This window comes from Caballeronia sp. LZ024, from assembly GCF_031451455.1.
Lineage (GTDB): Bacteria > Pseudomonadota > Gammaproteobacteria > Burkholderiales > Burkholderiaceae > Caballeronia > Caballeronia telluris.
Genome location: NZ_JARUXL010000001.1, coordinates 269,837 through 289,674 on the forward strand (window position 1 = coordinate 269,837; position 19,838 = coordinate 289,674).

Annotated in this window: 24 protein-coding genes; 18 read left to right on the top strand and 6 right to left on the bottom strand. The window is 64.0% G+C overall.

Features of this window, described 5'->3' with window-relative positions; translation table 11 throughout:
* Positions 1 to 33: 33 nt before the first annotated feature.
* The 3 genes from QCE48_RS01280 to gpmA all read right to left on the bottom strand — a co-directional run bounded on the left by QCE48_RS01280 (position 34) and on the right by gpmA (position 3,552).
* The gene (locus tag QCE48_RS01280; protein ID WP_309786545.1) at positions 34 to 792 is read right to left on the bottom strand and encodes a molybdopterin-synthase adenylyltransferase MoeB; all 759 of its coding nucleotides are present in this window, start codon (positions 790 to 792) and stop codon (positions 34 to 36) included.
* Between the two features lie 123 nt (positions 793 to 915).
* Positions 916 to 2,496, bottom strand: a complete 1,581-nt coding sequence (locus QCE48_RS01285; protein WP_309786544.1) for a S41 family peptidase — start codon at positions 2,494 to 2,496, stop codon at positions 916 to 918.
* A gap of 309 nt (positions 2,497 to 2,805) precedes the next feature.
* The gene (gene gpmA / locus QCE48_RS01290) at positions 2,806 to 3,552 is read right to left on the bottom strand and encodes a 2,3-diphosphoglycerate-dependent phosphoglycerate mutase (RefSeq protein WP_087629262.1); all 747 of its coding nucleotides are present in this window, start codon (positions 3,550 to 3,552) and stop codon (positions 2,806 to 2,808) included.
* A gap of 194 nt (positions 3,553 to 3,746) precedes the next feature.
* Here gpmA and QCE48_RS01295 point away from each other — a divergent pair, with 194 nt between their 5' ends.
* The 5 genes from QCE48_RS01295 (at position 3,747) to QCE48_RS01315 (ending at position 6,611) form a co-directional block, all read left to right on the top strand.
* Entirely contained in the window at positions 3,747 to 4,172 is a 426-nt protein-coding gene (locus tag QCE48_RS01295) for a rhodanese-like domain-containing protein (RefSeq protein WP_309786541.1), read from the top strand.
* Entirely contained in the window at positions 4,169 to 4,429 is a 261-nt protein-coding gene (gene grxC / locus QCE48_RS01300; RefSeq protein ID WP_087629264.1) for a glutaredoxin 3, read from the top strand. Before QCE48_RS01295 ends, grxC begins: the two co-directional genes overlap by 4 nt.
* A 97-nt stretch (positions 4,430 to 4,526) precedes the next feature.
* Positions 4,527 to 4,997, top strand: a complete 471-nt coding sequence (gene secB, locus QCE48_RS01305; RefSeq protein WP_309786540.1) for a protein-export chaperone SecB — start codon at positions 4,527 to 4,529, stop codon at positions 4,995 to 4,997.
* Between the two features lie 39 nt (positions 4,998 to 5,036).
* Positions 5,037 to 6,035 (top strand): NAD(P)H-dependent glycerol-3-phosphate dehydrogenase, encoded by a 999-nt coding sequence (locus tag QCE48_RS01310; RefSeq protein WP_309786538.1) that lies wholly within the window; start codon positions 5,037 to 5,039, stop codon positions 6,033 to 6,035.
* Positions 6,036 to 6,059: 24 nt separating this feature from the next.
* Positions 6,060 to 6,611 (top strand): O-acetyl-ADP-ribose deacetylase, encoded by a 552-nt coding sequence (locus tag QCE48_RS01315; RefSeq protein ID WP_309786537.1) that lies wholly within the window; start codon positions 6,060 to 6,062, stop codon positions 6,609 to 6,611.
* Here the strand turns inward: QCE48_RS01315 and trmL are convergent.
* Together trmL and QCE48_RS01325 are read right to left on the bottom strand one after the other, a co-directional pair.
* Entirely contained in the window at positions 6,584 to 7,054 is a 471-nt protein-coding gene (gene trmL, locus QCE48_RS01320) for a tRNA (uridine(34)/cytosine(34)/5-carboxymethylaminomethyluridine(34)-2'-O)-methyltransferase TrmL (protein ID WP_309786536.1), read from the bottom strand. The genes QCE48_RS01315 and trmL overlap by 28 nt on opposite strands.
* A 24-nt stretch (positions 7,055 to 7,078) precedes the next feature.
* Positions 7,079 to 7,840 (bottom strand): ComF family protein, encoded by a 762-nt coding sequence (locus tag QCE48_RS01325; protein ID WP_309788304.1) that lies wholly within the window; start codon positions 7,838 to 7,840, stop codon positions 7,079 to 7,081.
* A 138-nt stretch (positions 7,841 to 7,978) separates the two neighbouring features.
* Here QCE48_RS01325 and QCE48_RS01330 point away from each other — a divergent pair, with 138 nt between their 5' ends.
* From QCE48_RS01330 to QCE48_RS01365, 8 genes are all read left to right on the top strand, one after another.
* Positions 7,979 to 8,959, top strand: coding sequence for a methyltransferase domain-containing protein (locus QCE48_RS01330; protein WP_309786535.1), 981 nt, complete (start codon positions 7,979 to 7,981; stop codon positions 8,957 to 8,959).
* A 212-nt stretch (positions 8,960 to 9,171) separates the two neighbouring features.
* On the top strand, positions 9,172 to 9,648 hold the full coding sequence (locus QCE48_RS01335) for a DUF2244 domain-containing protein (RefSeq protein WP_309786534.1): 477 nt from the start codon (positions 9,172 to 9,174) through the stop codon (positions 9,646 to 9,648).
* Between the two features lie 76 nt (positions 9,649 to 9,724).
* Complete coding sequence (gene coxB / locus QCE48_RS01340; RefSeq protein WP_309786533.1) at positions 9,725 to 11,371, top strand: cytochrome c oxidase subunit II; 1,647 nt, start codon at positions 9,725 to 9,727, stop codon at positions 11,369 to 11,371.
* A 73-nt stretch (positions 11,372 to 11,444) separates the two neighbouring features.
* The gene (gene ctaD, locus QCE48_RS01345; protein WP_309786532.1) at positions 11,445 to 13,055 is read left to right on the top strand and encodes a cytochrome c oxidase subunit I; all 1,611 of its coding nucleotides are present in this window, start codon (positions 11,445 to 11,447) and stop codon (positions 13,053 to 13,055) included.
* Between the two features lie 73 nt (positions 13,056 to 13,128).
* Entirely contained in the window at positions 13,129 to 13,269 is a 141-nt protein-coding gene (locus QCE48_RS01350; protein WP_087134882.1) for a cytochrome oxidase small assembly protein, read from the top strand.
* A gap of 8 nt (positions 13,270 to 13,277) precedes the next feature.
* Positions 13,278 to 13,856: a cytochrome c oxidase assembly protein gene (locus QCE48_RS01355; protein WP_309786530.1), complete on the top strand. Its 579-nt coding sequence runs from the start codon at positions 13,278 to 13,280 to the stop codon at positions 13,854 to 13,856.
* Between the two features lie 29 nt (positions 13,857 to 13,885).
* On the top strand, positions 13,886 to 14,104 hold the full coding sequence (locus tag QCE48_RS01360) for a DUF2970 domain-containing protein (RefSeq protein WP_309786529.1): 219 nt from the start codon (positions 13,886 to 13,888) through the stop codon (positions 14,102 to 14,104).
* Positions 14,105 to 14,200: 96 nt separating this feature from the next.
* Entirely contained in the window at positions 14,201 to 15,058 is an 858-nt protein-coding gene (locus QCE48_RS01365) for a cytochrome c oxidase subunit 3 (RefSeq protein WP_309786528.1), read from the top strand.
* A 209-nt stretch (positions 15,059 to 15,267) separates the two neighbouring features.
* Here the strand turns inward: QCE48_RS01365 and QCE48_RS01370 are convergent, their stop codons facing one another.
* Positions 15,268 to 15,477 carry a twin transmembrane helix small protein gene (locus QCE48_RS01370; RefSeq protein WP_016344133.1) on the bottom strand — a complete coding sequence of 70 codons (210 nt, stop codon included), beginning with the start codon at positions 15,475 to 15,477 and terminating at the stop codon, positions 15,268 to 15,270.
* 90 nt (positions 15,478 to 15,567) lie between these two features.
* On the opposite strand from QCE48_RS01370, the gene QCE48_RS01375 reads away from it, so the two are divergent.
* The 5 genes from QCE48_RS01375 to QCE48_RS01395 all read left to right on the top strand — a co-directional run bounded on the left by QCE48_RS01375 (position 15,568) and on the right by QCE48_RS01395 (position 19,670).
* Positions 15,568 to 16,308, top strand: coding sequence for an SURF1 family protein (locus tag QCE48_RS01375; RefSeq protein ID WP_309786527.1), 741 nt, complete (start codon positions 15,568 to 15,570; stop codon positions 16,306 to 16,308).
* A 69-nt stretch (positions 16,309 to 16,377) separates the two neighbouring features.
* Entirely contained in the window at positions 16,378 to 17,034 is a 657-nt protein-coding gene (locus tag QCE48_RS01380) for a cytochrome C oxidase subunit I (RefSeq protein WP_309786526.1), read from the top strand.
* 12 nt (positions 17,035 to 17,046) lie between these two features.
* Positions 17,047 to 18,156: a COX15/CtaA family protein gene (locus tag QCE48_RS01385; RefSeq protein WP_309786525.1), complete on the top strand. Its 1,110-nt coding sequence runs from the start codon at positions 17,047 to 17,049 to the stop codon at positions 18,154 to 18,156.
* A 9-nt stretch (positions 18,157 to 18,165) separates the two neighbouring features.
* Positions 18,166 to 19,071 carry a heme o synthase gene (cyoE, locus tag QCE48_RS01390; protein ID WP_309786524.1) on the top strand — a complete coding sequence of 302 codons (906 nt, stop codon included), beginning with the start codon at positions 18,166 to 18,168 and terminating at the stop codon, positions 19,069 to 19,071.
* Positions 19,068 to 19,670 (top strand): SCO family protein, encoded by a 603-nt coding sequence (locus QCE48_RS01395; RefSeq protein ID WP_309786523.1) that lies wholly within the window; start codon positions 19,068 to 19,070, stop codon positions 19,668 to 19,670. The genes cyoE and QCE48_RS01395 overlap by 4 nt, the downstream gene beginning before the upstream one ends.
* Positions 19,671 to 19,838: the final 168 nt, after the last annotated feature.

The following is a 19,838-nucleotide window of genomic DNA, read 5'->3' on the forward strand; positions in this document are numbered from 1 at the left end:
AGATTTGAGATGGCGTCCGGCGACGCCCGCGGTTCAGCGGCCGTGCTGCGTGCCGCAGACGGAGCACGCCGGCTGGCGCGCGATGCGCATCGTGTTCCATTCCATGCGCAGCGAGTCGAGCATCATCAGGCGTCCTTCCAGCGTCTCGCCGAAGCCGCCGATCACGCGCAGCGCCTCGGCCGCCTGCATCGCGCCGATGATGCCGACGGTCGGCGCGAACACGCCCATTGTCGAGCACGCGACTTCCTCGAATGCCTGGTCGGGCGGGAACACGCACGCGTAGCAGGGCGATTGCGCGGAGCGGAAGTCGAAGGTGCTGATCTGGCCGTCGAAGCGCAGCGCCGCGCCCGAGACGAGCGGCACCTTGTGCGCGACGCAGGCGGCGTTGATCGCGTGGCGCGTCGCGAAGTTGTCGGTGCAGTCGAGCACGACCGTCATGCGCGGCACGTTTTTGTCGAGCCAGGCGGCGTCCGCGCGCTGCTCGCGCGCGTGAACCTTCACGTCCGGATTGAGCGCCGCGAGCGCATCGCGGCCCGATTCGACTTTCGGCCGTCCGACCGAACGCGTCACATGCAGGATCTGCCGCTGCAAGTTGGTGAGATCGACCGTGTCGGCATCGACGAGCGTGACTTCGCCGACACCCGATGCCGCCAGGTACATTGCCGCCGGCGAACCGAGGCCGCCCGCGCCGATCACGAGCGCGTGGGCGTCGAGAAAGCGCTGCTGCGCCTCGATGCCGATCTCGTCGACGAGGATATGGCGGGAGTAGCGAAGGAGTTGGTCGTCGTTCATCGGGCTGGGCGCAAGACGTTGCATCGACGCGAAAGCGCGCTTCACGTGAGGTATTCTAGATCGCGCGCCGCGTGAGGACGAAACGCGGGCTTCGCGGCGCGGCGCCGCGAAGCCCGATACGGCTTACTTGCTCTCGGCCGTCGGCGCGGACGCCGGCGCGGCGCCCGATGCTGGCGACGAGCCCGGCGTGGCCGGCAGCGCCGGCTTCACCGCCACCGGCGCGGACGCCGAGCGGGGCGGCTTGTTCTGCGCCAGCTTGCGCTCGCTGATCGACTTCGATTCGACCACCTGCTTGCCTTCCAGCTTGTTCAACGCCTGCTGGAGCATGAAGTCGTCGGAACTGCCGAATTCGACCGGCTTGCGCTCGCGATCCTTGCGGCGCTGTTCCGGCGTCTTCTTGTCGTTCTGCTCTTCGAGAATGCGCAGTTGTTCGAGACGGTCGGCTTCGCGCGCTTCCTGTTCCTTCTTCTCGTTCGGATCCTGCGTATTCGCGAGGTGATTCGAGTAGTCGACTTCGCGCGTCACGAGCGCGTCGTCGGGATCGCCGTCCGCGTATTGATCGACCGGCACGTCAGGGCGCACGCCCTGGTTCTGGATCGACTTGCCGCTCGGCGTGTAGTAGTAGGCCGTCGTCAGGCGCAGCGCGGTCTCGGCGGTCATCGGGCGGACGGTTTGCACCGAGCCCTTGCCGAAGGTCGTCTTGCCGACGATCAGCGCGCGATGGTGATCCTGCAGCGCGCCCGCGACGATTTCCGATGCCGACGCCGAATACGCGTTCGTCAGCACGACGATCGGCACCTTCTTGAAGATGGGCGGCACGTCCTTCAGCGGGTCCGAGTCGAACGACGGCAGGCGGTAGTTCTCGTAGGTGTCGCGGAACGTCTGCTTCGCGTCGGCGATCTGTCCGTTGGTCGAGACCACGACCGCGTTGTCCGGCAGGAACGCACCCGCCACGCCGACCGCGCTCTGCAGAAGACCGCCGCCGTTGTTGCGCAGGTCGATCACGAGACCCTTCAGGTCCGGCTGCTGGCGCGCGAGGTCCTGCAGCTTCGCGGCGAGATCGGGAACGGTGCGTTCCTGGAAGCTCGTGATGCGGATATAGCCGTAGCCCGGCTCCGGAATCTTCATCTTCACCGACTGAACGCGAATCAGCGCGCGCGTGACGGTGATCGGGAACGTGCGGTCGTCGGTCTTGCGGAAGATGGTGAGCGTGACCTTCGTACCCGGCTCGCCGCGCATCTGCTTGACGGCCTTGTCGAGCGTCATGCCGCGCACGGGCTTGTCGTTGATGCGCGTGATGAGGTCGCCCGGGCGGATGCCGGCGCGGAACGCGGGCGTGTCCTCGATCGGCGAAATCACCTTGATCAGCCCGTCTTCCGACGAGATTTCGATGCCGAGACCCGCGAAGCGGCCCTTGGTCTGCTCCTGGAGTTCTTCGTAGTCGGTCTTGTCGAGATAGGACGAGTGCGGGTCGAGGCTCGACACCATGCCCTTGATCGCGGCCGTCAGGAGCTTCTTGTCGTCGACCGGTTCGACGTATTCATGCTTGATTTGCCCGAAGACTTCGGCAAACAACCGCAATTGATCGAGCGGGAGCGGCGCGGTGGCGGATTGCTGGGCGGACGCGGAGATTTGCAGGGTTGCGAGCGCGCCGGTAGCGAGGCCCGCGGCGATCAGGCCGATGTTTTTCAGGTTCTTTCGCATAGAGTGTTGCGGTCGGAAGCGGATTAGGCTGGATCGTAGGTGACAGGCCAGTATACATGGTCGTTTCCCGCAACGACTTAAACGCAGCTTAAAGCCCCGGACAAAGGGACGACGGGGGCGGCGCGGCGGTTGCGAGCCACGCGGACGATCATTGGACGGACCCCGCGCGATGCCGCAATGGTCGACCTGACGGCGAGGCGCGTGCCTGTCACGCAGATGACGGCGTTGTCATGCGCGAAGCCGGGACGACAAGAACGACGCCGCGCGAATAAAAAACGGGCCGGGGAATCACCCCGGCCCGCGATGCGGTCAGCCCGCCTTGCCTTGCTTCGCCACGGCGGCTTGCGCGGCGGCGATCGCTTCCTGGTCGCCGAGATAGTAGTGCTTGATCGGCTTCAGGTCGGCGTCGAGTTCATAGACGAGCGGCACGCCATTCGGAATGTTGAGGCCGACGATGTCGTCGTCCGAGATGTTGTCGAGATACTTGACGAGCGCGCGCATCGAATTGCCGTGCGCCGCAATCAGCACGCGCTTGCCCGACTTGATGGCCGGTGCGATCGACTCGTTCCAGATCGGCAGCACGCGCGCGACCGTGTCCTTCAGGCATTCGGTGAGCGGCAACTGCTCGCGCGGCACCTTGGCGTAGCGCGGATCGTTGTAGGACGTGCGCTCGTCGTCCGGGGCGAGTGCGGGCGGCGGCGTATCGTAGCTGCGGCGCCAGACGAGCACCTGTTCGTCGCCGTATTTCTTGGCGGTTTCGGCCTTGTTCAGCCCGGACAGCGCGCCGTAGTGACGCTCGTTCAGACGCCACGAATGAACGACGGGCAGATACATTTCGTCCATTTCGTCCTGCACGTGCCAGAGCGTGCGGATCGCGCGCTTCAGCACGGACGTGTAGGCGATGTCGAACGAGAAGCCGGCTTCCTTCAGCAGCACGCCTGCCTGGCGCGCTTCGCGGTTGCCCTGTTCGGTCAGGTCGACATCGACCCAGCCCGTGAACCGGTTTTCCTTGTTCCACGTCGATTCGCCGTGGCGGATGAGCACTAGCTTGTACATGTCTGATAGGTCGGTTAGTTGGGAAGCGGAAAAGCAGGAAGACTTGACGTTCGATCGTGTCAGATTGTGCTCGCAGCCGGTGGCGCGCGCCATCGTCCGAACGGCCGAGGCCATCGCGGCAAACGGTTATTTTATAATGCCCCGATTGTCCCGATTTTTTCTTTCTTCCTTTCTCCACTTTCGGCGGCCCTTCCGTGAAGTTTTTCACCGATTACACGAACCTCGTACTCATCGCGATCGTCCTCATTTCCGGCGGCTTGCTCCTCTGGCCGGCGATCACCCGTCGTGGACGCGGCGGCGTCTCCGCTGCCGAAGCCACCACGCTGATCAACCGGCGTAACGCGGTCGTCGTCGACCTGCGTCCCGCGGCGGAATACGCGAAGGGGCATCTTCCGGCGGCGCGCAATCTCGAAATGACCGAGCTCCAAGCAAAGATCGGCCAAATCGCGAAGAATAAGAGCAATCCGGTCATTCTGGTGTGCCAGACCGGACAGCAATCGCAGAAGGCGAGCCGCACCGTGGCGGAAGCCGGCTACAGCGAAGTCCATGTTCTGCAGGGCGGTGTCGACGCCTGGCAGAAGGCCGGCATGCCGGTCGTGAAACAAGGAGCAGTCAAGTGAAGAAAGTCGTGATGTACAGCACCCAAGTGTGTCCTTATTGCCAGATGGCCGAACGTCTTTTAAAGTCGCGCGGGGTCGAGCACATCGAAAAAGTGCTGATCGATCGCGAACCCGGCCGGCGTGAGGAAATGATGACGCGTACCGGCCGCCGTACCGTGCCGCAGGTGTATATCGGCGAAACCCACGTGGGCGGCTACGACGATCTTTCCGCGCTCGATCGCAAGGGCGGCCTGACGCCGCTGCTCGAATCGGCCTAAAGCAATTCCGCCGCGGTCCTCCGCCGCGACGGACGGCGCCATCGCAAAAACAACGAAAGCGCGGCGCCGATTATCGAAATAATCAAGGGAATTCACCATGTCTGACGACAACAACCAGCCGTTCTTCAACATCCAGCGCATTTACCTGAAGGACATGTCGCTCGAGCAGCCCAACTCGCCGGGCATCTTTCTCGAACAGGAAATGCCGTCGGTGGAAGTCGAAGTCGACGTGAAGGCCGAGCGCCTCGCGGAAAGCGTCTTCGAAGTGCTGGTCACTGGCACCGTCACCGCGAAGGTCACCGACAAGGTCGCGTTCCTGATCGAAGCGAAGCAGGCGGGCATTTTCGACATCCGCAACATTCCGGTCGACCAGATCGATCCGCTCGTCGGCATCGCCTGCCCGACCATCCTGTTCCCGTACCTGCGCTCGAACATCGCCGACGCGATCACCCGCGCCGGTTTCCCGCCAATCCACCTCGCGGAAATCAACTTCCAGTCGCTCTACGAGCAGCGCATCTCGCAACTCGCGGCGGCTCAGGAAGGCGCGGCGAACGGCGCGACGCACTAAGCAGACTGTCTGTCCAACCCGCCGGACCCGGAGCCGAGCATGAAAGTAGCCGTTCTCGGCGCCGGTGCATGGGGCACCGCTCTAGCAGGCCATCTGGCCTCGCGCCACGACGCGGTGCTCTGGGCGCGCGATCGCGCGCTCGTCGAATCCCTTTCCACATCGCACGAAAACGAGCGCTATCTGCGCGGCGTGACCCTGCCGCCGTCGCTGCGCTTCGAAACCGAACTGGCCGCGGCCCTGACGCACGCGTGCGCCGACGATGCGCTCTGTGTCGTCGCGACGCCCGTTGCCGGCCTGCGCGCGCTGTGCCGGTCGATGCGAGACATCGGCATCGTTCCCGCGCACATCGTCTGGCTCTGCAAGGGCTTCGAAGCGGACACGCAATGTCTGCCGAACGAGGTCGTCGCGTCCGAACTGCCGCAGCACGCGAGCAACGGCACGCTGTCGGGGCCGAGCTTCGCGCGCGAAGTGGGGCAGGGCTTGCCGGTCGCGCTGACGGTCGCGAGCGCCTCGGCCGTGCTCGCCGAGCGCACCGTCGCCGCGTTCCATCACGGCGCGATGCGCATCTATACGGGCGACGACGTGATCGGCGTCGAAGTCGGCGGCGCGGTGAAAAACGTGCTGGCGATCGCGACGGGCATCTCCGATGGCCTCGGGCTCGGCCTGAACGCGCGCGCCGCGCTCATCACGCGCGGTCTCGCGGAAATGTCGCGGCTCGGCGTCGCGCTCGGCGGCCGCGCCGAAACCTTCACCGGGCTCACGGGCCTCGGCGACCTGATCCTCACCGCAACCGGCGATCTCTCGCGCAATCGCACCGTGGGTATGCAGCTTGCAACCGGACGAACGCTCACCGAGATTCTCGCGGCGCTCGGCCATGTGGCGGAAGGCGTCCGGTGCGCGCGCGCGGTGCTTGCGCTCGCGCAGTCGCGCAATATCGAGATGCCCATCACGCACGCCGTCTGCCGCGTGCTGTTCGAAGACGTCACGCCGCGCGATGCGGTTCACGCGCTGCTCAGCCGGGACGCGAAGGCGGAATAGGCGCGTCCTCGTGGGAGGTCTGCCATGTTCGCCGTCGGTCACTGCACGCTGGAGGCACGACTCGTCGACATCACGACGCTCGCCGTCGACGCCATCGTCAACGCGGCGAACAAGTCGCTTTTGGGCGGGGGAGGCGTCGACGGCGCGATTCATCGCGCTGCGGGACGCGACCTCAAACGCGAATGCGAGACGCTCGGCGTCTGCGAGACCGGCGACGCGAAGATCACCGGCGGCCACGAGCTGCCGGCGAGGCACGTGATTCACGCGGTCGGCCCGCGCTGGAGCGGCGGCAAACGCAACGAGCCGGCGCTGCTCGCGAGCTGTTACAGGCGTTCGCTCGAACTCGCCGGCGAGGCGCGCTGCAAGTCGATCGCGTTTCCAGCGATCAGTTGCGGCATCTATCGCTTTCCGGTCGGCGAGGCCGTGCGCATCGCGGTGGATACGGTGATCGGCACGTTGCCGAACACGCCTGCCATCGAACGCGTGATCTTCGCGTGCTTCCAGCAGCCGATGCTCGATCTCTATACGAAGCAACTCGGAGAAGCGATTCAGGCGCCGCCTTCGAAACCCGCCTGACGCCACGCCTCGAACGTCACCACCGCCACCGTATTCGACAGGTTCAGGCTCCGATTGCCCGGCCGCATCGGCAGGCGCACGCGCTGTTCGTTCGGGAAGCGGTCGAGCAGCGCCTCGGACAAACCGCGCGTTTCGGCGCCGAACACGAACCAGTCGCCCGGCTTGAACGCGTGCTCGAAAAACGGCGACGAGCCGCGCGTCGTGAAGGCGAACATGCGTGCGGCATCGGGCGATTCCTTCGCGACGAACGCTTCCCAGTTCGCGTGCACGTGCATCTGCGCGTACTCGTGATAGTCGAGGCCGGCGCGGCGCATCTTGGCGTCGTCGAGCGGGAAGCCGAGCGGCTCGATCAGATGCAGGCGCGCGCCGGTGTTCGCGCAAAGGCGGATCACGTTGCCGGTATTCGGCGGGATTTCGGGTTCGACCAGAACGACGTTGAACATAAGTAAGTGAGCAGAAGTGCGGGGTTAATCTTTCGGCGTACGCAACGCGACGAAATTGGTCACGCGGCGTGCGCCCGACCGCTTGAGCGTGCGCGCGAGCGCATCGAGCGTCGCGCCGGAGGTCATCACGTCATCGACGATGCCGACGTGCAGTCCGCGCACGTCGCCTTTCACGGCGAACGCGCGTTCGACGTTACGGCGGCGCGTGTCGAGATCGAGCTTCGACTGCGGCGCGGTTTCGATCGTGCGGCACACGAGCCGGGCGTCGGCGCTCACGGCGAGGCGCCGCGCGAGCGGTTTCGCGATCGCCCACGCCTGGTTGTAGCCGCGTGCGATCAGACGTTGGTCCGACAGTGGCACCGGCGCGATCACGTCGGGCGCCGGCAAGCCGCTGTCGTCGAAACACGCGTGCAAATGGCGCGCGAACGCTTCGCCCGTGCCGAATCGCGCGCGAAACTTCAGGTCGAGCGCGAGCGTATCGAGCGGCGCGCGGTAGTCGGCGAGTGCGAGCGTGGCATCGAAGTGCGGCGGCGAATCAAGACACGCCGCGCAGTGAGATGCAGCGCCATCGAATTCTCGACGAGTCGCAGACAACGGCAACGCGCACGTCCGGCATCTCAAACGCGCTTCGTTCCAATAGGATTCGTCGCATCCTCGACACAGCAAGCTCTGCGACAAATTGCCACACAAAGCGCATTGGCCGGGCAACGCGACGTCGCCGAGCCACGCGATGGCGCGTCGCGCACGCCCGATGACGTGCGTGGGCGCGGCGCAGCCCGACGACATCGCGCGCTTTTCGATGATCATGTTGACGACTCCCGCGAAAACAGGCGAAACCGCGCCATCCGGGCCTCGCGGCGCCGCCTTTGCAGGCCGATTCCAGGACGACCGAGTATACTTCGCACTCTTCGCGAGCAGACCGTCATGTCCCCAACTCCCGCCAAATCTGGCCGACCGGCCTATGATCCGCGCCGTCTGCGCGAGATTTTCGACCGCCGCGCCGGCACTTTCGACGACGTCGCGTTCCTGACGCGCGAGATCGCGCAGCGCATGCGCGAGCGGCTCGACTACATTAAGGTCGCCCCGACGCGCGCGCTCGACGCCGCCTGCGGCGCGGGCGCCGATCTGCCGGGACTGCGCGCGCGTTTCCCGGAGGCGTCGGTGCTGGGCGTCGACATATCATCGGCGATGCTCGCGCGCGCAAACGCCGCCGAAAGCGCCGACGCGCAAGCCGACGCGGGCTGGCGGCGCTTTCTTCCGGCCACGCTCAGCAAGGCGTTCGGCGCGCGCGGCCCGCAACTCGCGCAGGCCGACTTTTCGGCGCTGCCGTTCGCGGCGGGCGCGTTCGAACTCCTCTGGTCCAACCTCGCGCTGCACTGGCATTCGCGCCCCGACCTCGTGTTCCCGGAATGGCAGCGCGTGCTCAAGGTCAACGGCCTTCTGATGTTCAGCACCTTCGGTCCCGACACGCTGCGTGAGCTTACCCGCGCGTATCGCGAGGCGGAAGCGTCGCTCGGCATCGCACCGCAGCCGCACACGATCGATTTCGTCGACATGCACGATCTCGGCGACATGCTGGTCGAAAGCGGCTTCGAGATTCCGGTGATGGATCAGGAGGTGCTGACCATCACGTATCGTTCGCCCGAATCGCTGTTAAACGATGTGCGGCGCTGGGGCGCCTACCCGTTCGAGCGCGCGGCAAACGAGCGCCCGACCGATGCCGAAGCCTTGCGCAGCGCGGTTCACACCGCACTCGAGGCCATCCGGCGAGAGGACGGCACGATCCCTCTGACCTTCGAAGTGATCTATGGTCACGCGTGGAAGGCGGTGCCGCGCATGACGGCGGAAGGGCACGGCATCGTGCGTCTGGAAGATATCGGACGAGGCCCGAAGAAGGATCGCTGACGCGGTAAAGAGGGCATCTGTTATGTCTGAGATTTGCGTCCGAAAAGCGCGTAAAAAGCTGCGTCAAATGGGCGCAGAGGCTTGTGGCGCTTGGCTTTGCGCTGTTCTGCCCCTTGCTTGTGGATGCTTCGTAACGCGCCTATAATGCGTCAGTTTGTCGCCCGGCTGGCAATGATTTTGGTCAACATCCGAGCAGATCGACGGAGGCGGCGATGGAAAGAAGCGCATTGCTGACGGACACGGAGCCCGTCCTCAAGGAGTGGCTGATGAAGCGTAACTGCTCCGCGTCGCCGCGCCAGTTCGTGGGCTTCTTTGTCTCGCTCGCGCTCTTTTCGCTCGCTATCGCGACCTTGCTGTTATTGAATGGCGCCTGGCTGGTGCTGCCGTTCACGGGTATCGAACTGTTCGTGGTGGGCGTCGCGTTCCTGATCTACGCGCGGCACGCAGTCGACTACGAACGCATCCGGCTGTTTCAGAACCGGTTGTTGATCGAACAGATGAATGCCGAAGAATTGACGCAGTTCGAATTCAATCCGCGCTGGGTGCGGATCGAAACGGGCGCGGCACCGAGAGATCCGCTCAAGATCGTATCGCGCGGGCAGTCGGTGCACATCGGGCTACACCTTGCACAGCATCGTCGCCGGCAGTTCGCCGCGGAATTGCAGGCCTGGATTCGCCGCTGCGCGTAAAGCGCAACGGAAGCAAAAGCGGGCGCAAAAGCAGCGCGTAACGCGCGACGGATGCACACGGGGGTCGAGGGTTTGAATGGAAATTTTGGGTAAGGATGCTATGAAAACAATCAAGCGAGCCCTCTCGGGCGTGCTGGCGGCAGGCGCAATGCTCGCAGCCGGCACGGCCCTGGCGGTCACCGACGCTCCTGGCGGTCCTCGTGTCAACGAGCTCAACTTCCAGCAGCCCGCGACGAAAATCGCCGAGGAGCTCTTTGGCCTCCATACGTTCATGCTGATCATCTGCGGGGTGATCTTCCTCGGCGTGTTCGGCGTGATGTTCTATTCAATGTTCGTGCACCGGAAGTCGCGCGGCCACAAGGCGGCCAACTTCCACGAAAGCACTACCGTCGAAATCATCTGGACGATCGCGCCGTTCGTCATCGTCGTGCTGATGGCGCTGCCGGCCACGAAGGCCGTCGTCGCGATGAAGGACACGACCAACGCCGATCTCACCGTGAAGGTCACGGGTTATCAGTGGAAGTGGGCATACGACTACGTGAAGGGGCCGGGCGAGGGCATCAACTTCCTGTCCACACTGTCCACGCCGCGCAGCGAGACCAACGGCCAGACGCCGATCTCGAATCTTTATCTGCAGGAAGTCGACAACCCGCTGGTGGTGCCGGTCAACAAGAAGATCCGCATCATCACCACCGCGAACGACGTCGTGCACTCGTGGTACGTGCCGGCGTTCGGCGTGAAGCAGGACGCGATTCCCGGCTTCGTGCGCGACACGTGGTTCAAGGCGGAGAAAGTCGGCACGTTCCGCGGCTTCTGTACCGAATTGTGCGGCAAGGAACATGCGTACATGCCGGTCGTCGTCGAGGTGCTGTCGGACGACGACTACGCGAAGTGGGTCGACACCCAGAAGAAGAAGCTGGCCGCTGCCGCGGACGACCCGAACAAAACCTACACGATGGACGAGCTCAAGGCGCGCGGCGAGAAGGTCTACGCATCGAACTGCGCGGTGTGCCACCAACCGAACGGCAAGGGCGCGGGCGCGTTCCCGGCGCTCGACGGCAGCAAGATCGCCAACGGCCCGATCGCCGAGCACGTGAACATCGTGCTGCACGGCAAGGCGGCGATGCCGCCGTGGGGCACGGCGCTTAACGACGTCGAGATCGCCTCGGTCGTCACGTTCGAGCGCAATTCGTGGGGCAATCACACCACCGACATCCTTCAGCCGAAGCAGGTCGCGGACGCGCGCAACGGCAAGATGCCCGAAGGCGGCAACCATCTGGCGGCAGCGGGCGCGGCGGATGCTGCGGCATCGGCACCGGCAGCATCGGCAGCCGAAGCGTCGGGCGCATCGGCTACTGAAAGCGCGAGCGCGCCGGCAGCGCCGGCCGCGGAAGCGACGCAGGCCGCAGGCCTGCCCGCGAGCGTCTATTTCGAAACTGGCAAGAGCACGCTCCCGGCCGACGCGGCCGCCGCCGTGCAAGCCGCAGCGGCTTACGCGAAGGCGCATCCTGAAGCGAAACTGGCGCTGTCGGGCTTCACCGACGCCACCGGTTCCGCCGGTAAGAATGCCGACCTCGCCAAGAATCGCGCGCAAGCCGTGCGCGACGCGCTGAAGGCAGCGGGCGTCGCCGAGGATCGCATCGTCTTGAAGAAGCCGGAAACCATCACGGGCGGTACGGATGCGAAGGAAGCCCGTCGCGTAGAGATCAGTCCGGCTGCTTGACGTGTCGCGCCCGCGCCAGAACGGAGCGGGCGACACCCGCCAAGTGCCGCAGTATTCGCTTTAGGAGATTGTCATGTCTAGCATCGGACACGATGTAGCCGCGGGTCACGACCACGCGCACGATCATGCGCATGAAACGCCTCACGGCTGGCGCCGGTGGCTGTTCGCCACCAACCACAAGGACATCGGTACGCTGTACCTGCTGTTCTCGTTCATCATGTTCCTCTCGGGGGGCGTGATGGCGCTGATGATCCGTGCCGAGCTTTTCGAGCCCGGCCTGCAGATCATGCGCCCCGAGTTCTTCAACCAGCTGACCACCATGCACGGCCTCATCATGGTGTTCGGTGCGATCATGCCGGCGTTCGTCGGTTTCGCGAACTGGATGATCCCGCTGCAGATCGGCGCGTCCGACATGGCGTTCGCGCGGATGAACAACTTCAGCTTCTGGCTGCTGCCGGTCGCGGCCGTGCTGCTGGTCGGTTCGTTCTTCGCGCCGGGCGGCGCGACGGCCGCCGGCTGGACGCTCTACGCGCCGCTCTCCACGCAGATGGGCCCGGGCATGGACTTCGCGATTTTCGCGGTCCACATCATGGGCGCGTCGTCGATCATGGGCGGCATCAATATCGTCGTGACGATCCTGAACATGCGCGCGCCCGGCATGACGCTCATGAAGATGCCGATGTTCGCGTGGACGTGGCTCATCACGGCGTATCTGCTGATCGCGGTGATGCCGGTTCTAGCGGGCGCGATCACGATGGTGCTGTTCGACCGCCACTTCGGCACGTCGTTCTTCAACGCGGCGGGCGGCGGCGATCCGGTGATGTACCAGCACATCTTCTGGTTCTTCGGTCACCCCGAGGTGTACATCATGATCTTGCCGGCGTTCGGGATCGTGTCGCAGGTGATTCCGGCGTTCTCGCGCAAGCCGCTCTTCGGCTATAGCTCGATGGTGTACGCAACGGCCTCGATCGCGATTCTGTCGTTCATGGTCTGGGCGCACCACATGTTCGCCACCGGCATGCCGGTGACGGGCCAGCTCTTCTTCATGTACGCGACGATGCTGATCGCCGTGCCCACGGGCGTGAAGGTGTTCAACTGGGTCGCGACGATGTGGCGCGGTTCGCTCACGTTCGAAACGCCGATGATCTTCGCGATCGGCTTTCTCTTCGTGTTCACGATGGGCGGCTTCACGGGCCTGATCCTGTCGATGGCGCCGCTCGACATCCAGATGCACGGTACCTACTACGTGGTCGCGCACTTCCACTACGTGCTGGTGGCGGGGTCGCTCTTCGCGCTCTTCTCCGGCTGGTATTACTGGGCGCCGAAGTGGACGGGCTGGATGTACAACGAAACGCGCGGCAAGATCCACTTCTGGGCGTCGATGATCTTCTTCAACATCACGTTCTTCCCGATGCACTTCCTCGGCCTCGCGGGCATGCCGCGTCGCTATGCCGACTACCCGGCGCAGTTCACCGACTTCAACCAGGTCGCGACGATCGGCGCATTCGGTTTCGGTCTCGCGCAGGTGTACTTCCTGTTCGCGGTCGCGCTGCCGGCATATCGCGGCGGCGGCGAACTGGAGAAGGCCGGCGACAAGCCGTGGGATGGCGCGGAAGGCCTCGAATGGACCGTGCCGAGCCCGGCGCCGTTCCATACGTTCGAAAATCCGCCGACCGTCGAATAAGACGCACGCAATGCGGCGAGGCTCCGGCCGGAGTCTCGCCAGGCAGGTCCTAATGGAACAAGACGTTCGCAGCATGACCCGGAATCCACAGGAAAGACGATCGCCCGAGCAGATTCGCGCGGGCAACAAGCGGCTCGGTTTGATCCTGCTCGCCATCGTCGCCGTCTTTTTTATGGCAGCCGTCGTCAATCAGTTCCTGCTGTCCAGAGGGTGAGAAACGACGTGTCCAGTTCGCAGGAAGTACGCACAGACCGCGCGTTCAACCGCTCGATGCTCGTCAAGCTCGTTGTCGTGGCGGGGCTGATGTTCGGTTTCGGTTTTGCCCTGGTGCCGATGTATCGCGCGATCTGCTCGATTACCGGCATCAACAACCTCGTGCAGCGCGATGTCGGCGCGCGCGAGGCGAAGAATACGCAGGTCGACGCGAGCCGCACGATTTCGATCGAACTCGACGCCAACGCGCGCGGCCCGCTGCAGTTCAAGCCGGAGCAGAACAGCCTCGACGTGCACCCCGGCGAAGTGATGACGGTGATGTATCAGGTGACCAACGAGCAGGGGCGCACGGTTCAGGCGCAGGCCATTCCGAGCTACGCCCCGAAAGAGGCCACCGAGTACTTCAAGAAGATCGAATGCTTTTGCTTTACGCAGCAGACGCTCGCCGCCAACGAGACGAAGCGCATGCCGGTGGTGTTCGTCGTCGATCCGAAGCTGCCGAAGGATGTGAAGACGATCACGCTGTCGTACACGTTCTTCGAGCTCACGGCGCCTAAATCGGTCGCGAAAAGCGGCAACGGGACGTGAACGCGGGCAAGCAAGGCAAGGAACGAACGATGGTCGAAGCAGACAAGCAGGGCACGCCCGCACAGAAGACGAGCCTCCTGAGGCTCGTGAAAGCGGTGTTCTGGTCGTTTTTCGGCGTGCGCCGCAGGGCCGACCTGGAAAGCGACGCCGCCCAGTTGAATCCGTTGCATCTGATCGCAGCGGGTGTGATCGGCGCGGCGCTGTTCATCGTCGTGCTGCTGCTGGTCGTGCGGGCGGTAGTCGGATAAGGAAGCGAGGGGCCGGGCCGGCGTGGTGTGGATGATGGGACGCGCCGCCCCGAGTCGAAAGAAAACAAGCAACTGGATCGAAGTGGAGAATCAAAAATGAGCGGTCAAAACGATAGCCCGTACTATTTCGTGCCGCACCCGTCACGGCATCCGATCATGGCGGCCACCGGTCTGCTGGTGGCGCTCGGATCGCTGGCGTCGTGGGTCAACGGCCATACCTGGGCGCCGTTCACGACGCTGCTCGGCGTGCTCTTCGTGCTGTTCGTGCTCTGGCACTGGTTCGGCGACGCCATCTCGGAATCCGAGGGCGGCATGTACGGCAAGCGCGTCGACACGTCGTATCGCTGGAGCATGAGCTGGTTCATCTTCTCCGAAGTCATGTTCTTCGCGGCGTTTTTCGGCGCATTGTTCTACGCGCGCGCGATTGCGATGCACGAGCTGGCGAGCCTCGACTACAAGCTGATCTGGCCGGATTTCACGGCGGTGTGGCCGAATAACGGGCCGGCGGCGCTGGTCGGACATTTCCGCTCGATGACGCCGTGGCCGCTGCCCACCATCAACACCGCGCTGCTGCTGAGTTCCGGCGCGACCCTGACGGTCGCTCACCATGCGCTGCGCGAAGACCATCGCAGGAAGGCGATCATCTGGCTCGGCGCGACGGTGCTGCTCGGTCTGATCTTCCTGTTCTGCCAGGGCTACGAGTATTTCCACGCTTACAACGAACTGAACCTGACGCTCGCATCGGGCGTGTACGGCTCGACGTTCTTCCTGCTGACGGGCTTCCACGGTTTCCACGTGTTCCTCGGCGGCACGATGCTGGCGGTCGTCATGGTGCGGCTGATCCGGGGGCACTTCACGGCGGAGCATCATTTCGCGTTCGAAGGCGCCGCGTGGTACTGGCACTTCGTCGACGTCGTGTGGCTGGGGCTGTACGTCGTCGTCTACTGGCTGTAACGGTTTTCGCCGCACGGACGGCGGCGCGCGACGCGCCGTCCGCAACGTTCAGTCGCACCGCACTGCTTGAGCGCCGCCCTCGACCTTCCCGGGCGGCGTTTTGTTTTTCGACTGCCGGAGTTTTGAGCGGGATTGAATGCGCTGATATGTCGCGGCGGCCGCGCCCGGAGCGTGCTAAAAACAGTGCCCCGGCGAACCTTCGCGGCGGTTCAGCGTCCGAGCGGAATGCCGGTCGACTGAATCCAGCCCATCCAGTGCGCGAACAGGATGAAAAGGAACAGCGAAATGGACAGCCCGACGCGCATGGCAAGCGACCACACCATCCGCTTGGTTTTGCCCCGGTCGGTCATCATGAAGTACAGCGCCGAGCCGAGGCTGCCGATGATAAGGATGAATGCGATGGCAACGATGATGTGCATGAAACCAGCCAGCGATTGGCATGAGAAGTTGAATCAATCGATTATCGCACCGCAGGGATCGTGCCGCGTTGCACGGGACGGATCGCGGATATGAAGATTCGCTTCTGGCCGGCGCTCTTGATCCTGATCGTCGTCGCGGTGACGGTGAAGCTCGGATTCTGGCAGCGCGATCGCGCGCATCAGAAGGAAGCGCTCAACGCGCGCATCGTCGCGTTCGAACACGCGCCCGCGCAGCGCGTCGGCGTGATGCCGATCCCGCTGAAGGACATCGAGTTTCATCGCGTGCTGGCGCGAGGCAAATTTTTGCCGGAGCAGGTCGTTTATCTCGATAATCGGCCTTATAACGACCAGCCGGGTTTTTATGTCGTGATGCCGTTTAAACTCGACTCAGGCGGCTACGTCCTGGTCAATCGCGGCTGGTTGCCACGTAATCTCGCCGATCGCACGGGCATCGAGCCTTACGAGACGCCGAAAGGTGAGGTCGAGATCGAAGGCATTGCGCGCTCGAATGCGTCGCAGGCGTTCGAACTGGGGCGGGGCGGATCGGCGGCGCGTCAGAAGGTTCGTCAGAATCTCGACATCGCCGCCTACGCCGGCGAGACCGGTCTGCCGTTGCAGCCGTTCGTGATCCAGCAACTGAACACCACCGGCGACAAACTCGTGCGCGACTGGCCGGCACCGACGCTCGGCGTCGAACGCAACTATGGCTATATGTTGCAGTGGTGGGGCATGGCGGCGGCGGCGATCGGTTTCGGTCTCTACGCCGCGCGTCGCGCCGCGAAAAAGAGCGACTCCGCCGACGAAGCGGACAATCACGCCAGCCACGCCTAAGCTTGAATCCAGTCAGCGCGCTGTTTGAACCGGCGCGCTGCGTAATCGAATAGAGGCCCCGTTTTGTCGATGCAAACACCCCGTCCTTCGCCGTCCGCCATCAACAAGGCGCGCGCCGAGCACCGCGAAGCCACGAAAGGCTCGTGGAACAAGGGCCGCTGGATGCTCCTGCTGCTCGCGCTCGTCTGCGCGGCGCCGGTCATCGCGTCGTATCTGATGTATTACGTGTTCAAACCGGCCGGCGGCACCACGAGCTACGGCGCGCTGATCGAGCCGCAGCGCCCGATTCCCGGCGACCTGATGGTCCGCGACGAAAAGGGCGAGCCGATGCCGCTGACCGCGCTGCGCGGCAAATGGCTGATGCTGACGGTCAACGGCAGCGCCTGCGACGAGCCATGCGCGACGCGGCTTTATTTCATGCGCCAGGTTCGCGTGTTGCAGGCGGGCGAACGCGAGCGCGTCGTGAACGTCTGGCTGCGGACCGACGACAAACCCGTCGACGACAAGATCAAAACCGCCTATCCGCAACCGGATACGCGAATGCTTGTTGCAGATCAGGGCGCCATCTCGAAATGGCTGCCAATCTCTGACGACACGCAGCTTACCGACCACATCTTTCTCGTCGATCCGAACGGCAATCTGATGGAGCGTTTCCCGAAAAATCCCGATCCCGCCAAGATCAAGGGCGATCTCGCGAAACTTCTCAAGTGGTCACGGATCGGTTGAGGGTTTAGAAGAATGTTCGTATTGCAACTTGGCTTGATTGGCCTCTGTATCGCGCTTTTGCCGCTCTCGTACGTCTGGGTCAAGGCCGACGACAACAAATTTCGCAAGCTCGTCTGGCTGACGACGTTTCTCACGCTCGATCTGATCATGTTCGGCGGTTTCACGCGTCTGACCGATTCCGGCCTCGGCTGCCCCGACTGGCCGGGTTGCTACGGGACGTCGTCGCCGTTCATCGCGCATGCGCAGATCGCCGCTGCCCATCAGGCGATGCCGAGCGGGCCCGTCAGCCTGGTCAAGGCGTGGATCGAAATGCTGCACCGCTATTTCGCGATGGCGATCGGCGTGCTGATCATCGCGCAGGTGGCGATCGCGTGGACGGCGCGTTTCAAGCGCCGGCCGCTGCACGTCTCGCCGTGGTGGCCGACGGGCATTCTGCTGCTCATCTGCGTGCAGGGCGCGTTCGGCGCGTGGACGATCACGATGAAACTTCAGCCGGTGATCGTCACGCTGCATCTGCTGCTCGGGCTTGCGCTGCTCGGCGCGCTCGGCTGGCTCGCGGCGCGGCAGACGCCGATTCCCGTTCACGAGCCCGAAGCCGCGCGCTGGATGCCGGCGGCGCTTTTGGGGCTGGCGTTGCTGATCGTGCAGATTGCGCTCGGCGGCTGGGTCAGCACCAATTACGCGGTGCTTGCCTGCACAGACTTCCCGCTGTGCAACGGCCAATGGGTCCCGCCGATGAATTTCGAGCACGGTTTTCACCTGTGGCGCGCGCTCGGCATGACCGGTGACGGCGACGTGATCTCGCAGGATGCGCTCGTCGCGATCCACTGGACGCACCGGACTTTCGCCGTCGTCGTGGTGCTTTACACGCTGTGGCTCGCGTTCAGGCTGCGTCGTTTCGAATCGCTGCGCACGCCTGCCAACGGCGTTTTGCTGCTGATCGTCGCGCAGTTTTTGACGGGGCTGTCGAACATCGTTCTGCAATGGCCGTTGCCCGTCGCCGTGGCGCACAACGGCGGTGCAGCCATCCTGCTGCTGCTGCTCGTTATGCTAAACTTTCGAATCTCTTCCAGCCGTCCCGGCCGCGCCGTGCTTCCCGCGCGCGACGTCGTTTCAGCGTGAATCCAAATCATGGAAAGCACGACAATCACTTCTCCCTCCGGTAGCCGCCTCGCGCAATATCTCGCGCTGACCAAGCCGCGCGTGACGCAACTGGCGGTGTTCTGTGCGGTCATCGGCATGTTTCTCTCGACGCCCGGCATGGTGCCGTGGACCGTGCTGATCGGCGGCACGGTCGGCATCTGGCTCCTAGCGGGCGCGGCGTTCGCGATCAACTGTCTCGTCGAGCAAAAAGTCGATGCGATGATGCGGCGCACGTCGTGGCGTCCGTCGGCGCGCGGCGAGATCACGACCGCGCAGATCCTGCTCTTCTCGGCGGTACTCGGCGGCGCCGGCATGGCGACGCTCTACACCTTCACCAACCCGCTGACGATGTGGCTCACGGTCGCAACGTTCGTCGGCTACGCGGTCATCTATACGCTGCTGCTCAAACCGTACACGCCGCAGAACATCGTGATAGGCGGAGCGTCGGGTGCGATGCCGCCGGCGCTCGGCTGGGCGGCCGTGACGGGCGCGGTGCCCGGCGACGCGTGGATTCTCGTGCTGATCATCTTCGTGTGGACGCCGCCGCATTTCTGGGCGCTCGCGCTCTATCGCCGCAAGGACTATGAGAACGCCGGCCTGCCGATGCTGCCGAACACGCACGGCGAGCAGTACACGCGGCTGCACATCTTCCTCTACACGGTGATCCTGTTCGCCGTCACGATGATGCCGTTCATCTCCGGCATGAGCGGGGTGATCTATCTGGCCTCGGCGGTCGTGCTGGGCGCGGTGTTCCTCGGCTACGCGTGGAAGATTTATCGCGACTATTCCGACGCCCTCGCGCGCAAGACCTTCCGCTATTCGATCGTGTATCTGTCGCTGCTGTTCGGCGCGCTGCTCGTCGATCACTACGTGCGCACGGTGATCGGCGCATGACCGTTCCGGCTCGCAGGACCTTTGGGCGTATCGCGCTCGCGCTGGCCGGTGCCGCGCTCCTGGCGGCGTGCAACAAGGCGCCGGACTTCAAGAATCTCGACATCACCGGCAATACCCAGTTCGGCAGCACGTTCTCGCTGCCCGACACGTCGGGCAAGACGCGCACGCTCTCCGATTTCAAAGGCAAGGCCGTCGTCCTCTTCTTCGGCTACACGCACTGCCCGGATGTCTGTCCGACGACGCTCGCCGAGCTTTCGCAGGCGCTGCAGCAACTCGGTGACGAGGGTAAGCGCGTGCAGGTGCTGATGGTCACCGTCGATCCCGCGCGCGACACGCCCGAGTTGCTCGGGCAGTATGTATCGGCGTTCAACGCGTCGTACATTGGATTGCGTCCCGCGAACGACGCGGAACTCGCGAAGGTCGCGAAGGACTTCCGCGTGTACTACGCCAAGGCGCAGGGCAAGACGCCTGGCGACTACACGATGGACCACACGGCCGCGAGCTACGTCTTCGACCCCGAAGGCAAGCTGCGACTTTTTGCCCGAGATGGACAAGGCGTCCAGCCCTGGGTTCACGATCTGAAACTGCTGCTCGACTGAACGCGCGTCGTCCGCGCGGACGACGTTCGCCGACACGCAAAACTGCCGGTCGAATCCGATCGACCGCATTTATCGCCGATTCTGCGGCAAAACCCCCTCTTCTGCTTTCAACTGCGCGGATGCGATCGACGCTTCGTCCCGTCATCCGATCGAGCGCGACCGTCTTAT

Coding starts and splice junctions, on each gene's coding strand:
- QCE48_RS01280 (WP_309786545.1), bottom strand. CDS start 792: ATGAACGACGACCAACTCCTTCGCTACTCCCGCCATATCCTCGTCGAC.
- QCE48_RS01285 (WP_309786544.1), bottom strand. CDS start 2,496: ATGCGAAAGAACCTGAAAAACATCGGCCTGATCGCCGCGGGCCTCGCT.
- gpmA (WP_087629262.1), bottom strand. CDS start 3,552: ATGTACAAGCTAGTGCTCATCCGCCACGGCGAATCGACGTGGAACAAG.
- secB (WP_309786540.1), top strand. CDS start 4,527: ATGTCTGACGACAACAACCAGCCGTTCTTCAACATCCAGCGCATTTAC.
- QCE48_RS01310 (WP_309786538.1), top strand. CDS start 5,037: ATGAAAGTAGCCGTTCTCGGCGCCGGTGCATGGGGCACCGCTCTAGCA.
- QCE48_RS01315 (WP_309786537.1), top strand. CDS start 6,060: ATGTTCGCCGTCGGTCACTGCACGCTGGAGGCACGACTCGTCGACATC.
- trmL (WP_309786536.1), bottom strand. CDS start 7,054: ATGTTCAACGTCGTTCTGGTCGAACCCGAAATCCCGCCGAATACCGGC.
- QCE48_RS01325 (WP_309788304.1), bottom strand. CDS start 7,840: ATGTCGTCGGGCTGCGCCGCGCCCACGCACGTCATCGGGCGTGCGCGA.
- QCE48_RS01330 (WP_309786535.1), top strand. CDS start 7,979: ATGTCCCCAACTCCCGCCAAATCTGGCCGACCGGCCTATGATCCGCGC.
- QCE48_RS01335 (WP_309786534.1), top strand. CDS start 9,172: ATGGAAAGAAGCGCATTGCTGACGGACACGGAGCCCGTCCTCAAGGAG.
- coxB (WP_309786533.1), top strand. CDS start 9,725: ATGGAAATTTTGGGTAAGGATGCTATGAAAACAATCAAGCGAGCCCTC.
- ctaD (WP_309786532.1), top strand. CDS start 11,445: ATGTCTAGCATCGGACACGATGTAGCCGCGGGTCACGACCACGCGCAC.
- QCE48_RS01350 (WP_087134882.1), top strand. CDS start 13,129: ATGACCCGGAATCCACAGGAAAGACGATCGCCCGAGCAGATTCGCGCG.
- QCE48_RS01360 (WP_309786529.1), top strand. CDS start 13,886: ATGGTCGAAGCAGACAAGCAGGGCACGCCCGCACAGAAGACGAGCCTC.
- QCE48_RS01365 (WP_309786528.1), top strand. CDS start 14,201: ATGAGCGGTCAAAACGATAGCCCGTACTATTTCGTGCCGCACCCGTCA.
- QCE48_RS01370 (WP_016344133.1), bottom strand. CDS start 15,477: ATGCACATCATCGTTGCCATCGCATTCATCCTTATCATCGGCAGCCTC.
- QCE48_RS01375 (WP_309786527.1), top strand. CDS start 15,568: ATGAAGATTCGCTTCTGGCCGGCGCTCTTGATCCTGATCGTCGTCGCG.
- QCE48_RS01380 (WP_309786526.1), top strand. CDS start 16,378: ATGCAAACACCCCGTCCTTCGCCGTCCGCCATCAACAAGGCGCGCGCC.
- QCE48_RS01385 (WP_309786525.1), top strand. CDS start 17,047: ATGTTCGTATTGCAACTTGGCTTGATTGGCCTCTGTATCGCGCTTTTG.
- cyoE (WP_309786524.1), top strand. CDS start 18,166: ATGGAAAGCACGACAATCACTTCTCCCTCCGGTAGCCGCCTCGCGCAA.
- QCE48_RS01395 (WP_309786523.1), top strand. CDS start 19,068: ATGACCGTTCCGGCTCGCAGGACCTTTGGGCGTATCGCGCTCGCGCTG.